This window comes from Mycobacterium sp. NGS24 (genome assembly GCF_059813065.1).
In genome coordinates this window covers 281,486-293,906 of the sequence record NZ_JCALDW010000004.1, presented here as the reverse complement: position 1 = coordinate 293,906, position 12,421 = coordinate 281,486, and the positions used below count along the sequence as shown (strand labels likewise).

Genomic DNA, 12,421 nt, shown 5'->3' with positions numbered 1-12,421 from the left:
CAGCCCATAGTGGGCATCGTCGGAGCGAAGCAGCGCCGATGCGTCTCGCGCGGCGCTGTGCACGCAGGGATATGTGATGAGTCGTAAGACCCCGTCGGAGATGTCCGTCGACGAGCACATCGAACACATCAAGGACGGGCCGCGGGGACGTCGTGTGGCGGCGGTCTTCGATTTCGACGGCACCCTGATCCAGGGGTATTCCGCCAATGCGTTGTACGCGCACCGGGCTCGCAATCTCGAGCTCGGACCCGACGAGTTCGTCCGCACCGTGCGCACTGCGCTCGGTGAGCCGCTCAGCGAAGAATCGTTCAACGAGCTCTTGCTGCAGGGCATCCGGGGTTGGAGAGGTCGCACCGAGGACGATCTGATGGAGCTCGGCGAGCAGCTCTTCGCGCAGTCGATTGCCGGTTCGCTGTTCCATGAGGCGTGGCGGGTGGTGCGTGCCCATCAGAACCAGGGACACACCGTGGTCATCGCGACCTCGGCCACCCGGCTGCAGGTTCAGCCGATGGCTCGGGAGCTGGGTATCGACCATGTGGTGTGCACGGAGCTGGAAACCGAAGACGGTGTGCTCACCGGCGCCGTGGTGGGGCGCCCCCCGTGGGGGGAAGGCAAAGCCGCGGCGGTGCGGGAGTTCGCCCGCCAGCACCGAATCTCGTTGCAGAACTGTCACGCATATGCCAATGGCGCAGAGGAGATCCCGCTGCTGCAGGCCGTCGGATGTCCGCATCCGGTCAATCCAGCGCCCGAACTGGCGAACTACGCTGCCGAGCGCGGTTGGCCGGTGCTGCGATTCACCAACAAGCAGAACCAGTTTCATCCCATGGCGGTCGCCCGGACCACCGGGTTGGTCGGGGGCTTCGCCGCCGCCGTGAGCGCCGGTCTGGTCGCGGGACTGCTGACCTTCGACCGGCGCGGCGGGATGGACCTGGCGACGTCGTTGTTCGGTCGCGTCGCCGGTCACCTCAGCAACATCGACATCGAGATCATCGGCGAACAGCACACCGCACGACGGCCCGCCGTGTTTTTCATCAACCATCAGAGCACCCTCATTGACGCACTGGTGGTATCTCGGTTGATCCGGCGGGGATTCACCATCATCGCCAAGGACGAGGTGCGGCGGATACCGGTGCTGGGGCAGGTGCTCACGCTGGCCGACGTGGCGTTCGTCGACCGCTCCAACACGTCCAAAGCGATATCGGCCCTGCAGCCGGCGCTGGACAAGCTCCGGACCGGCGTGTCGATAGCCATGTCACCGGAGGGCACCCGGTCGCTGAGTCCGCGAATCGGGGACTTCAGGAAGGGTGGTTTCCATCTGGCCCGGGACGCCGGGGTGCCGATCGTACCTGTGGTGATCCGCAACACGGGTGAAATCATGTGGCGCAACGCCAAAGTGGCTCAGGAAGGCACCATCGAGGTGGTGGTGCACGAGCCTCTTCCAACGGCCGGCTGGACCCGACAGCATCTCGATGACTGGGTGCCGCGGATGCGCCAGCTCTACGTCGACACTCTCGACGACTGGCCCGGGACCGAAGCCGGCCTGCGCTGGTCTGCGGCCGTCGCCGCGGGTGTGCGGGCGAGTTCGCTGTGACCGGCCGGCTGGTCGCCCTACGCCCGCAACTGCGGGACGAGTTGGCTGCGGTGTTGGGCTCTGACGACTTTCGCACTGCGGCGGCACAATTGGCGACCAAACTGGGCCGTGGCGTATCCGATGTCACGGCGGAAGCCACCGAGTACATCCAGGAGATGGCGGCCTGGCACGAACGGCACGTGGTACGGGCCTGGGAGGCGTTGTCGGCCTGGATGGTGCGCGGTTTCGAGGTGGTCGTCGACGAGGACGATCTGGAGCGAATGCGGGTGCTCGACCGCGACCACGCGCTGATCTTCCTGATCTCGCATCGCTCGTATCTGGACCAGTTCTCCTTCCCGCCAAGCCTTGCCCGGCAGGGGATCTCGCCGACCTTCGGCCTCGCCGGCGCCAACCTCAACTTCTTCCCGCTGGGCACGCTGGCCCGGCGCAGTGGGTTCATCCCGGTGCGGCGGGCCACGGGCGACCTGCCGGTCTATCGCTTGGCACTGCGCGCGGTGGTCGCTCACCTGGTTGCCCGCGGACGCAACCTGGTCTGGTCGATCGAAGGCGGGCGCACGCGTACCGGCAAGCTGCGGCCGCCGCGCTACGGGCTGCTGCGTTATGTGGTCGACGCGGTCGCGGCGGCCCGGTCCGAGCAGACGCTGGCAGTGCCAGTCTCGATCATCTTCGACCAGTTGCCGCCACACGAGGTCAGACTGATGGCTGCCGAAGCACGCGGCCTGCCCAAGAGGCCGGAGAACGCGCGGTGGTTAATCAGTTACGCCCGCGGTCTGCGACATCAATTGGGGCGCATATACATCAACTTCGGCTCGCCGGTCCCGCTCTACGGGCGCATCGAGACGCTACGCAGTGAGGGCCTGGGTGATCGTCAGGTGGTCGAGCGGATCGCGCTGGACGTGTGCCACCGGCTGAATCTGGCAACTCCGGTGACCGCCACCGCGGCCGTCTGCGTGGCGATGCTGGGTGCCGACCGAGCGCTGACCCTCGACGAGGTGTGCGCAACGGTGGCGCCCCTGGCCGGCTATCTGCGGGCCCGCGGTTGGCCGGTCGCGGGCGGCGCCGACCTCACCGATCGCGCGACCGTGTCCCGAACGCTGCACGCGCTGGTCGGCTCGGCGGTGCTGACGTGCTACTCGGGCGGGCCGACCCCGGTCTGGGGTATCGGGGTGGACCAGCACCTGATCGTCGCGGTCTACCGCAACAGCGCGATTCACGTCCTGCTGATGCGGGCGATCGCCGAACTGGCCCTGCTGGCCATCGTGCGAGAACCGGAGTCGACCAAGCGCACCGGCTGGGAGCGGGCGCTGGCGGTGCGCGAGCTGCTCAAGTTCGAGTTCTTCTTCGCCGGCCGAGCCGAGTTCGCCGACGAGCTGTGGAACGAGTTCGCGATCATGACCGGGCGCAGTCATGACCGTGACGCGCCGCTGGATCGTGCCGAAGCACTTCGAAGCCTGGATGAAAGCGAGCTGCTGGTAGCACATCTCGTGCTGCGACCGTTCGTCGACGCCTACCGGGTGCTGGCCGAGGAGTTGATGCGGGCCGGCGGTGAGGTCGAGGAGCGTGAGCTCCTCAAACGTTGTCTGCGGCTGGGCCGGCAATGGGCGTTGCAGCGGCGCATCACCGAAGAGTCGGTGTCGGGGGAGATGTTCACCACCGCCTTCAAGTTGGCCAAGCACCGCGGCCTGATCACACCGGATGACCCCGAATCGGGGGCCCGTGGCCGCGCAGCGCTGGTCGCCGAACTCCATGACCTACAGGTGGCACTTGCCCAATTAGCCGAGCGGAGACGGGAGTTCACGGCAGTCTGTGGGAGCGGGGACAGTGGCTTCGCGCGCACGACGAGCTTTGGTAATATGGTATGACCAAATAGCTGGGTAGAGCTTTCAACGAGGAGAGGCGACCGATGCCCGAATTCACCGACATCACCTATCAGGTAGAGGATGGTCTGGCCTGGATCACCATCAACCGGCCAGAGCGGTACAACGCGTTTCGCGCGCGCACCCTCGACGAACTCATCCGGGCTTTCAAATTGGCCTGGGGGAGTCCGGAAGTCGGCGTGATCTGTTTGACCGGGGCCGGTGAGAAGGCATTCTGCACCGGTGGCGACCAGAAGCAACGCGCCGAAACCGGTGACTACGGTCCGTCGGAAACCGGCTTGTTCGAAGTGGACACGCTGCACCGGGTCATCCGCGACGTGCCCAAGCCCGTCATTGCGGCAGTCAACGGTTTCGCGATCGGTGGGGGCCACGTCCTCCATGTGTTGTGCGACTTGACGATCGCGGCGGACACCGCCCTTTTCGGCCAGAACGGCCCACGGGTCGGCTCATTCGACGCCGGCTTCGGGACCGGATATCTGGCCCGGGTGGTCGGCGAGAAGCGGGCGCGGGAGATCTGGTTCCTGTGCCGCCGGTATTCGGCGCAGCAGGCCGCCGAATGGGGGTTGGTCAACAAGGTGGTTCCCGCGGACCAACTCAAAGCCGAGGTGCGTGCCTGGGCCGACGAGATGCTGGTGCTCTCGCCGACCTCGCTGAAGGTGCTCAAGCAGTCGTTCAACACCGACACCGAACAGTTCGCCTCGGTCGGTCAGATGGCGTACTCGACGTTGAAGATGTTCGGTGAGACGCCCGAGGCGCAGGAGGGAATCACCGCTTTCAACGAGAAGCGCAGCCCCGAATTCGCCTCCTACCGAGGCAATTAGCGTCATGTCGGCCAGATTGTGCACCGAGGAGCAGCTCGGTTTCGCGCGCGCGATCGAGCGGTTTTGCGCCGACACCTGTGGCACGCCCGAACAGCGCGCCCAGCTGACCGACGGCGGACGACTGTCCAACAGTGCCACCGTTCTGCAGAAGTTCGCCGAACTCGGCTGGCTGGGCGTCTCCATTCCCGCGCAGTACGGTGGCGGCGGCGCGGGCATGGTCGAAGAGTGCATCTTCCTGGAGGAGACGGCCCGCGGCCAGGCGCCGATCCACGCCTATGGAACCGGCTTGACCGCGGCGCAGACCTATCTGCGCCATGGCAACGAGGACCAGAAGCGCGAGGTGGTCGGCAACTTGTGCGCGGGGCGTTTCGAAGCCATCGCGCTGTCCGAACCAGGTGCGGGGTCGGATCTGGCGGGTGTGCGGACGCGGGCGGTACGAGATGGGGACAGGTTCATCGTCAATGGCCAGAAAACGTGGATCACCGCGGCGCATCTGGCCGACCACCTGCTGGTGCTCACCCGTACCGACCCCGGCGCCGGCAAGCACCAGGGCCTGACGCTGCTGTATCTGCCCACGTCGACGCCGGGATTGGACATCAAAGCGATCCAGACCATGGACGGCCACACCGTCAACGACGTGTTCTTCACCGACGTCGCCATTCCGGTCGCCAACGTCGTCGGCGGGATCGGTGACGCCTGGCACCGGTTGATGCGTGGGCTGAACGTCGAACGCCTGATCATCGCCGCCATGTCGCTGGGTGCGGCCCGGCGGTCGCTGCAAGACACCATCAGCTACGTGCGCACCCGGGAACAGTTCGGCCGCACGATCGGCACCTTCCAGTCCGTTCGGCATCGGCTGGCGGATCTGGCTGCCGAGATCGACTGCTGCCGCGCCTTTGTCTATCAGGTGGCGGCCCAGATCGACGCGGGCCAGGAGGATCAGCTCGCCCGCGAGGGGTCGATAGCGAAACTCAAGTGCACCGAGGTCGCCAAGCGCGCGGCGCTGGAAGGCGTTCAGTTGATGGGTGGCAACGGTTACACCGTCGAGTTCGGCATGGAGGCGCAGGTACGCAAGGCGCTGGCGCCCCCGATCTATGGCGGAGCAAACGAGATTCAGCGCGAAATCATCGGCAAGAGTCTCGGGCTATGACCGGTATCTTCGATCCGACGGTGTTGGCCGGCAAGCGCATCCTGATCACCGGCGGGGGTACCGGACTGGGCCGCGGAGTGGCCGCGGCACTGGTCGCCCACGGCGCCGAGGTGCATCTGTGGGGGCGCCGCGAATCGGTCCTGGCGGAGGCCGCAGCCGCGATCGGCCAGCGCGGCTCCGTGCATTTCCAGCCCGTCAATGTCCGGGACTACGACCTGGTGGACGCGGCCGTGCAGCAGATCTGGGATAGGCACGGTCCGCTGACCGGAGTGCTGAACAACGCGGCGGCGAATTTCATCGCGCCGACGGCCACCCTGAGTCCGCGCGCGTTCGACGCGATCACCTCGACGGTGATGACCGGTTCGTTCAACACCACCGTGGCCGTCGGCAAGCGCTGGATCGCCGACGGCCTGCGCGGATCGGTGTTGTCCAATCTGACGACCTGGGTGTGGAGCGGCTCGGCGTTTGTGGTTCCCTCGGCGATGGCGAAAGCGGCCGTGCACGCGATGACGATGTCACTGGCGGTGGAGTGGGGCCGCTACGGAATTCGCCTCAATGCGCTCGCACCGGGACCCATCCCGACCGATTATGCATGGGAGATGCTCAACCCGACGGACGAGAGTTCGGTCGGCGCAACGCAACCCGATCAGATCCCGATGGGCCGTGCCGGGACGGTCGAGGAATTGGCCAACCTCACCATCTTCGCCTTCAGCGACGCATGTGACTACCTGACCGGCGAGACGATCGCAATGGACGGGGGCCAGCGACTCGCCGGCCCCAATACCTTCGCGGGCCTCACCTCCATGGGCGATGCCGACTGGGCTCGGGCCAGGGAACGCAGTCAGGCCGCTTCGGCTGTCGCGAAGTCCGCGCGCTCGGTGTAGGGCGCTTCGCCGTCGATCGCGGCAGGCGATGTCCGGGATAGAAGTATATGAGCTAACCTTATATTAGGCCTAACCTTTGAGCCTTTTCGCCCGAGCCGATCCCCCACGGAGCAGCGATGGACACAGACGACTCAGATGCAGCTGCGACGCGGTCTGCAATCTTGCTCAAGCCGGTCGATGTCCCCAAGGCTTCCGACGTGCTGGCACGTGAGTTGCGCGAACGGATCCTCAGCGGCGAATTGCAGGAGGGATTTGCTCTCCCCGCCGAGCGCGAGTTGGTCAAACAGACCCAGATGAGTCGTGCCACGGTGCGCGAGGCACTGCGCATCCTGGAGGTGCAGAACCTGGTCCGGGTGCGCACCGGCCGGTCCGGCGGCGCCATCGTGCAGCGGCCGACCACCAAGTCGATGGCGAGTTCGGTCAGCTTGCTGATCAGAGGTCAGCAGATCAAGCTTGCCGACCTGATGGAGACGCGGGAAGCGCTGGAGCCGTTCTGCGCCGAACTGGCCGCGCGCAAACGAACCGACGAGGACCTGGCCGTCCTGGACAAAGCCAACAGCGATATCGCCGACCCCGACGCCGATCTGTCGGCCTTCCTGCAAGCCAACCTGGACTGGCACGTCGGCGTCGCCAAAGCTGGTCACAACGAACTGCTGATCGGCTTCATGACGGCACTCTCCCAGGCGATTTACGCAGGCACCGAGAACGCGTCATTCGTCGACGACAACGTGCGGTCCGTCACGGTGCGGGCGCACAAGTCCATCACTACCGCCATCCGCAATGGCGATCCCGACGCTGCCAGCCGTCGCATGCGGCGCCACGTGCACAGCTACGCCAAGGCGGCGCTGGCCGTGGACGAGCGCAGCGCGATCACGGTAGCCGACTGAGCGCTTGGTCCGAAACCAGCAGCGGTGGTTCGGTTTTGGCGGCCACCTCGTCGATGCTGACGCCTGGCGCCGTTTCGATCACGCAGAGACCATCCGCGGTGACGTCGATAACGGCGAGATCGGTGAAGATGCGCTTGACGCAACTCCTGCCGGTCAGGGGTAACGTGCAGCGCTCGACGATCTTCGCGCTGCCGTCTTTGGCCGTGTGTTCCATCATCACGAAGACCTGCTCCACCCCGTGCACGAGGTCCATCGCCCCACCCATGCCCTTGATCATCTTGCCGGGGATCGTCCAATTCGCCAGGTCGCCGTTCACCGAGACCTGCATGGCGCCGAGCACCGCGATGTCGAGATGCCCGCCGCGGATGATCGCGAAGGACGACGACGACGCAAAGAACGCCGCGCCGGGCAGCGTGGTGACCGTCTCCTTTCCGGCGTTGATCAGGTCGGCGTCGACGTCTTCTGGTCGCGGATAGGGCCCGACACCGAGGATGCCGTTCTCGGAGTGCAGGACCACGTGAATGTCGGCGGGCAGGTGTCCGGGGATGAGGGTGGGCAGCCCGATACCCAGGTTGACGTATTGCCCGTCGCGAAACTCTGTGGCCACCCGCGCCGCGAGTTCGGCTCGGCTCCAATTCATCTGGCGTCCCTTCCGGCTACGTGCCATCCGGTCATGGACGCACCGTCTGCTTCTCGATCGGTTTGGCCGCGTGTGCGACGTGCACCACCCGGTCCACAAAGATGCCGGGGGTGTGCACCTGGTTGGGTTCGATCTCGCCCGGATCGACCAATTCCTCGACCTCGGCGATGGTGATTCGGCCCGCTGCGGCACAGTCCGGGTTGAAATTGGCCGCGGCGGCGTGGTACACGAGATTGCCGTGGCGGTCGCCCTTCCATGCGTGCACCAGCGCGAAATCGGTCTGGATGGCGTGCTCCAAAACATAGGTGCTGCCGTTGAATTCGCGGGTTTCCTTCGGCGGAGAGGCAACGGCCACAGTGCCGTCGGGGTGGTACCGCCAGGCCAGGCCGCCGTCGGCGACCTGGGTCCCGACTCCGGTGGGCGTGTAGAAGGCCGGGATTCCTGCCCCGCCGGCGCGCAGGCGTTCGGCCAGCGTGCCCTGAGGTGTCAGCTCGAGTTCGAGTTCCCCGGCCAGGTACTGGCGGGCGAACTCTTTGTTCTCCCCGACGTAGGAGTTGATCGTGCGCCGGATTCTCTTGTGCTGCAACAGCAACCCCAGGCCGACGCCGTCGATGCCCAGATTGTTGGAGACGGTGTGCAGTTCTGCCACGCCGCGTTCCACCAGCGCCGCGATGAGTTCGTGCGGAATGCCGCACAAGCCGAATCCCCCCACTGCCAACGAGGAGCCGTCGGCAATGTCTGCGACCGCCGCCGCCGTCGAGGCCACCACCTTGTCCATCCGCGTGTCCCTCCGTCGCAGGCTAGCTTCTGGGCATGCCGAGGATGCGTTCGGCGACGATGTTGCGCTGGATGAAGGTCGACCCACCGGCGATGGCGGTCCCTCGCGCCTGATAGGCCAGCCGCAACCACCGATGAGCGGAGTTGGTTGTCGGATGGTGCTTTTCGTCGAGTTCGTATTGTCCGCCCATCTCGTTGAGCTCAAGTCCGAAGTCGGCGATGTCTTCCACCAGCGGGCAGAAGTAGAGCTTGCCGATCGAGGTGACGGGGCCGGGCGGGCCGTCGCCGGCGGCGCCGCTGATAACACGCTGGCCAATGAGGTAGTGCACCAACGCTCGTCCGTACAGATCTGCGACACGTTGGCGGATGAGCGGATCCGCACCCTGCGGCGAGCCGTCATCGCTGACCCGGCAGGCGATTTCGGCAATCAGGTCGCTGACCGCCCCGGTGGTGTTGACCCGTCCGGTGGCGATGGCGACGCGTTCGAAGGCAAGCGTGCCCATGGCCACCTGCCAGCCACCGTCGACTTCCCCGACGACGCAGTCGTCCGGTACGAACACGTTGTCGAGAAAGACCTCGTTGAATTCGGACTCGCCAAGCATGTGCGCCAGCGGCCGGACCGTGATGCCGGGGCTGGCCATGTCGAGCAAGAAGTAGGTGATGCCACGATGGCGGGGGCCGCCGCCAGTGCGGGCGAGCAGGATCGCGTGGGCGGCGAGTTGGGCCCGACTGGTCCAGATCTTCTGCCCGTTGATCTGCCAGCCGCCGGGCATCCTGGTTGCGGTCGTGCGGAGCGAGGCCAGATCCGAACCCGCTTCCGGTTCGGAGAACAACTGACACCAGATCTCCTCGCCGGCAAGAATTTTAGGCAGATAGCGTTCCTGCTGGGCGGGGGTGCCGAACTGGATGATCGTCGGACCCGCGAAGTCCTCGCCGATGATGTTGAGGCGCTCGGGAGCCCCGGCGCGGTCGAGTTCCTCGTTGAACACTGCGCGCAGTTTCACGTCGGCACCCGCGCCGCCGTACTGCTTCGGCCAGGAAAGCCCTGCCAGGCCCGCCTCGTGCAGCCGGCGCTGCCAGCCGCGCCAGTAGTCGAGCTTGTCTTCCAACCGGGCGGGTTCGGGCCCGCCGAGATCGGGGACTGTTGCGGCCAGCCACCGGCGGGCCCGGTTGCGGAACTCGGCCTCGGCGGGACTGTCTTTGAGTTCCATCAGGCGGTCCCCGACACGGCGCGGTCCGGCGTGGTTTCGGCCTGGATGCGCTGTTCGATGTCTCTACGCAATTCGTGCTTGAGGACCTTGCCGGTCGCCGTCATCGGCAGGGCGTTGATCACGACGACGCGTTCCGGGGTCTTCTGAATCGGCAGGCCCCGGGCGAGCAGGAACTCCCGCAGATCGGTAACGGTGGGCGTGGTCCGTTCCGGCGCGCTCACCAGGTAGCAACACACCTTCTCGCCGAGTCGTTCATCGGGCATCCCCACCACGGCCGCCGCCACCAGCGAAGGGTGATGGGCGAGATGGTCTTCCACTTCGCGGGCGCTGATGTTCATTCCACCGCGGATGATGATGTCCTTGGTCCGCCCGGTCACCCGCACGTATCCGTCCGACGTCATCGTGCCCAGGTCGCCGGACTTGGAAAAGCCGTCGGCGGTGAACAGCGCCGCGGTTTCTTCGGGTTGGGCCAGATACTCGATCATGTGGGCCGGCCCCCGGTAGGCGATGTCGCCCTCGACACCCGGCGGCACCTCCCGGTTGTCCGGGCCGACGATGCGCACCTGTGCTCCGGGCACCGCACTACCGTCTGAGGACAAGACTTTCTCGACCCCATCGGTGAGCGAACACGTTGTGGTGACCAGGTTTTCGCTGCGGCCGTACAGGCTGAGCACTCTGACCTCCGGCAGCATCCCCGCGGTTCGCTCCACGAGTGCCGCGGCAACGGGGGCGCCCGCACACGTCCACATGCGGAGCGAGGACAGGTCGTGCCGGTCTGCGTCGTACTCGGACAACAAGGTGTGCAGGAACGTCGGTGCGGTGACCGCCGCCGTGCAACCGAAGCGTTGAATTTCTTCGATGCCCCGCACCGGGTCCCACTTGGCCATGAGGTGGGTTGCCGCCCCGGTCAGCAGCGGCAAGAACACGCTGGTCACCAGTCCCGTCGTGTGCGCCACCGGGGATGGGCCGAACTGGACATCGTCGCGCGTGTAACCGAACGGCTCGATGAGAGCACGGGAACCGGCGCAGTAGGTGTTGAAGGTATGGACGCATCCCTTGGAGCGTGATGTCGTGCCGGACGTGTAGACGATGACGAACGGGTGGTCAGCGCTGGGCGGGTCACCCAGTTCGGCCTGCGCATCGGCTGCGGTGGTTTCGGCTTGTAACTGATCGAGAGTGAACACGTCGGCTGCGTCGCTGTGGCCGCCGCTTTGCTGGGGTCTGACCACGTTGATCATCAAGTCCGGGTGATCCTGCCGCAGTTCGCGATACATGTTCAGGTAGTCGAAGTTGCCGAAACTCTCCGCAGTGAAAACGGCCCGCACTCCGGCGTTGGACAGCACGTAGCTGACGTCTTTGCGCCGATAGATGGGCATGATCGGCACCATGATGACGCTCAACCGCGAGAGGGCGGTGAGGATCTGGATGAATTCCACCCAGTTGGGCACCTGCACCGCGACGCGGTCGCCGGCACGCAGGCCGCGCCGGTGCAGTCCGACGGCCAGTTGTTGACCGGCGTCGAACATTTCGCGGAATGTCAGGGACCGAGTTCCGTCGGTCGCGAACACCTTGTCGGGTGTCTCCTCGACCCGGCGGGTCAGCAGGTCATGCAGGGTGTCGGTGGTCCAGTGGCCGGCGCGGTAGAACTCGTCGACTTCTCGTGGGCTGTAGCGGACGGTGTATGGATTCGGTTTCATCGCACACATCTCTCAGTCGAACCTAATCGTCTCGAACATTACAATGGTCAGGCCAAAAAGGTCAACGGATCGTGGTCAGGCGTTCTGCCAGTGCGGAGAACGCTTTTCCTTGAACGCGGCGACCCCTTCGCCGAGATCGTGGGTGGTGAAAGCCAGCCCGAGTTGGGCCTGGAGGTAGTCGAGTGCCTGCTCCAGAGGAAGGTCGCGGGTCACCGCCAGGGCCCGCTTCCCCATGCTCAGCAACAGCGGGGATTTGGCGGCCAGTCCGGCGACCCAGGCCCGGACCGTGTCGTCGAAGTCCGCGTCGGGAACGACTTTGTTCACCAATCCCGCTGCCGCCGCTTCGGTGGCCGTGATGAGCCGGCCGGTCATCATCAGTTCGTTGGCGACCAGCCGTCCGGTGGCGCGGAAGATCAATGCCGAGATCATGAAAGGAAATGCGCCGACGTTGATCTCGGGGCAGCCGAGGCGGGCCGAGTCCTTCGCGATGATGAGGTCACAGGCCAGGGCGACGCCGAGGGCGCCGGCAAGCACGTCGCCGCCGGCCGCGCAGATCACCGGCTTTCCGATACCGGTCAGGGTGCGAAACAGGGCCGGAAAGCGTTCCAGGCCGTGGTACTTCTCAATGGGCGCACGAGAATCGGCGAAGGCATCGAGGTTGCCGCCCGAGGAGAACACCCGCGGATGTGACGACTCCACCACGATCACCCGCACCTCCGGCGCCTCCCCGGCCAGGCCAAGTAACGCGGTCAACTGGTCGAGCAGGTTGTCCGACAACGTATTTCGTCGTGAGGGATCATTGAGCGTCAGGTAGGCGGCAAAACCTCCGGGCGCCGCCTCCTCGAGTCGGTAGCTGACCAGCTCCGGTGCGTGGTTCACTGCGGTC

General features: G+C 65.7%; 11 protein-coding genes. 6 read left to right on the top strand and 5 right to left on the bottom strand.

The genetic code is table 11. The annotated features are described in order from the left end of the window. The first annotated feature begins 76 nt into the window (after positions 1-76). The 6 genes from AC5Y6Y_RS08895 to AC5Y6Y_RS08870 all read left to right on the top strand — a co-directional run bounded on the left by AC5Y6Y_RS08895 (position 77) and on the right by AC5Y6Y_RS08870 (position 7,210). On the top strand, positions 77-1,591 hold the full coding sequence (locus AC5Y6Y_RS08895) for an HAD-IB family hydrolase (protein WP_473139178.1): 1,515 nt from the start codon (positions 77-79) through the stop codon (positions 1,589-1,591). Beyond that, positions 1,588-3,453: a 1-acyl-sn-glycerol-3-phosphate acyltransferase gene (locus AC5Y6Y_RS08890; RefSeq protein ID WP_473139177.1), complete on the top strand. Its 1,866-nt coding sequence runs from the start codon at positions 1,588-1,590 to the stop codon at positions 3,451-3,453. The genes AC5Y6Y_RS08895 and AC5Y6Y_RS08890 overlap by 4 nt, the downstream gene beginning before the upstream one ends. A 41-nt stretch (positions 3,454-3,494) precedes the next feature. Then, the gene (locus AC5Y6Y_RS08885) at positions 3,495-4,289 is read left to right on the top strand and encodes an enoyl-CoA hydratase-related protein (RefSeq protein WP_463827577.1); all 795 of its coding nucleotides are present in this window, start codon (positions 3,495-3,497) and stop codon (positions 4,287-4,289) included. A gap of 4 nt (positions 4,290-4,293) precedes the next feature. Continuing rightward, positions 4,294-5,439 carry an acyl-CoA dehydrogenase family protein gene (locus tag AC5Y6Y_RS08880; protein ID WP_473139176.1) on the top strand — a complete coding sequence of 382 codons (1,146 nt, stop codon included), beginning with the start codon at positions 4,294-4,296 and terminating at the stop codon, positions 5,437-5,439. Then, positions 5,436-6,323 (top strand): SDR family oxidoreductase, encoded by an 888-nt coding sequence (locus tag AC5Y6Y_RS08875; protein WP_463827579.1) that lies wholly within the window; start codon positions 5,436-5,438, stop codon positions 6,321-6,323. Before AC5Y6Y_RS08880 ends, AC5Y6Y_RS08875 begins: the two co-directional genes overlap by 4 nt. A gap of 116 nt (positions 6,324-6,439) precedes the next feature. Beyond that, positions 6,440-7,210, top strand: a complete 771-nt coding sequence (locus AC5Y6Y_RS08870; protein WP_473139175.1) for a FadR/GntR family transcriptional regulator — start codon at positions 6,440-6,442, stop codon at positions 7,208-7,210. Here AC5Y6Y_RS08870 and AC5Y6Y_RS08865 read toward each other — a convergent pair. The 5 genes from AC5Y6Y_RS08865 to AC5Y6Y_RS08845 form a co-directional block, all read right to left on the bottom strand. Then, the gene (locus AC5Y6Y_RS08865) at positions 7,194-7,850 is read right to left on the bottom strand and encodes a 3-oxoacid CoA-transferase subunit B (protein ID WP_473139174.1); all 657 of its coding nucleotides are present in this window, start codon (positions 7,848-7,850) and stop codon (positions 7,194-7,196) included. The two genes, AC5Y6Y_RS08870 and AC5Y6Y_RS08865, sit on opposite strands and share 17 nt — an antisense overlap. A gap of 31 nt (positions 7,851-7,881) precedes the next feature. Further along, positions 7,882-8,628: a CoA transferase subunit A gene (locus tag AC5Y6Y_RS08860; RefSeq protein WP_473139173.1), complete on the bottom strand. Its 747-nt coding sequence runs from the start codon at positions 8,626-8,628 to the stop codon at positions 7,882-7,884. Positions 8,629-8,650: 22 nt separating this feature from the next. Continuing rightward, positions 8,651-9,838 (bottom strand): acyl-CoA dehydrogenase family protein, encoded by a 1,188-nt coding sequence (locus tag AC5Y6Y_RS08855; protein WP_473139172.1) that lies wholly within the window; start codon positions 9,836-9,838, stop codon positions 8,651-8,653. Beyond that, the gene (locus AC5Y6Y_RS08850) at positions 9,838-11,535 is read right to left on the bottom strand and encodes a class I adenylate-forming enzyme family protein (RefSeq protein ID WP_473139171.1); all 1,698 of its coding nucleotides are present in this window, start codon (positions 11,533-11,535) and stop codon (positions 9,838-9,840) included. The genes AC5Y6Y_RS08855 and AC5Y6Y_RS08850 overlap by 1 nt, the downstream gene beginning before the upstream one ends. Positions 11,536-11,610: 75 nt before the next feature. Next, positions 11,611-12,396 carry an enoyl-CoA hydratase/isomerase family protein gene (locus AC5Y6Y_RS08845; RefSeq protein WP_473139281.1) on the bottom strand — a complete coding sequence of 262 codons (786 nt, stop codon included), beginning with the start codon at positions 12,394-12,396 and terminating at the stop codon, positions 11,611-11,613. Positions 12,397-12,421: the final 25 nt, after the last annotated feature.

Excerpts from the sequence above, each read along its gene's own strand:
- AC5Y6Y_RS08875 (WP_463827579.1), top strand. The coding sequence starts at position 5,436 with ATGACCGGTATCTTCGATCCGACGGTGTTGGCCGGCAAGCGCATCCTG.
- AC5Y6Y_RS08885 (WP_463827577.1), top strand. The coding sequence starts at position 3,495 with ATGCCCGAATTCACCGACATCACCTATCAGGTAGAGGATGGTCTGGCC.
- AC5Y6Y_RS08855 (WP_473139172.1), bottom strand. The coding sequence starts at position 9,838 with ATGGAACTCAAAGACAGTCCCGCCGAGGCCGAGTTCCGCAACCGGGCC.
- AC5Y6Y_RS08865 (WP_473139174.1), bottom strand. The coding sequence starts at position 7,850 with ATGAATTGGAGCCGAGCCGAACTCGCGGCGCGGGTGGCCACAGAGTTT.
- AC5Y6Y_RS08870 (WP_473139175.1), top strand. The coding sequence starts at position 6,440 with ATGGACACAGACGACTCAGATGCAGCTGCGACGCGGTCTGCAATCTTG.
- AC5Y6Y_RS08895 (WP_473139178.1), top strand. The coding sequence starts at position 77 with ATGAGTCGTAAGACCCCGTCGGAGATGTCCGTCGACGAGCACATCGAA.
- AC5Y6Y_RS08860 (WP_473139173.1), bottom strand. The coding sequence starts at position 8,628 with ATGGACAAGGTGGTGGCCTCGACGGCGGCGGCGGTCGCAGACATTGCC.
- AC5Y6Y_RS08880 (WP_473139176.1), top strand. The coding sequence starts at position 4,294 with ATGTCGGCCAGATTGTGCACCGAGGAGCAGCTCGGTTTCGCGCGCGCG.
- AC5Y6Y_RS08850 (WP_473139171.1), bottom strand. The coding sequence starts at position 11,535 with ATGAAACCGAATCCATACACCGTCCGCTACAGCCCACGAGAAGTCGAC.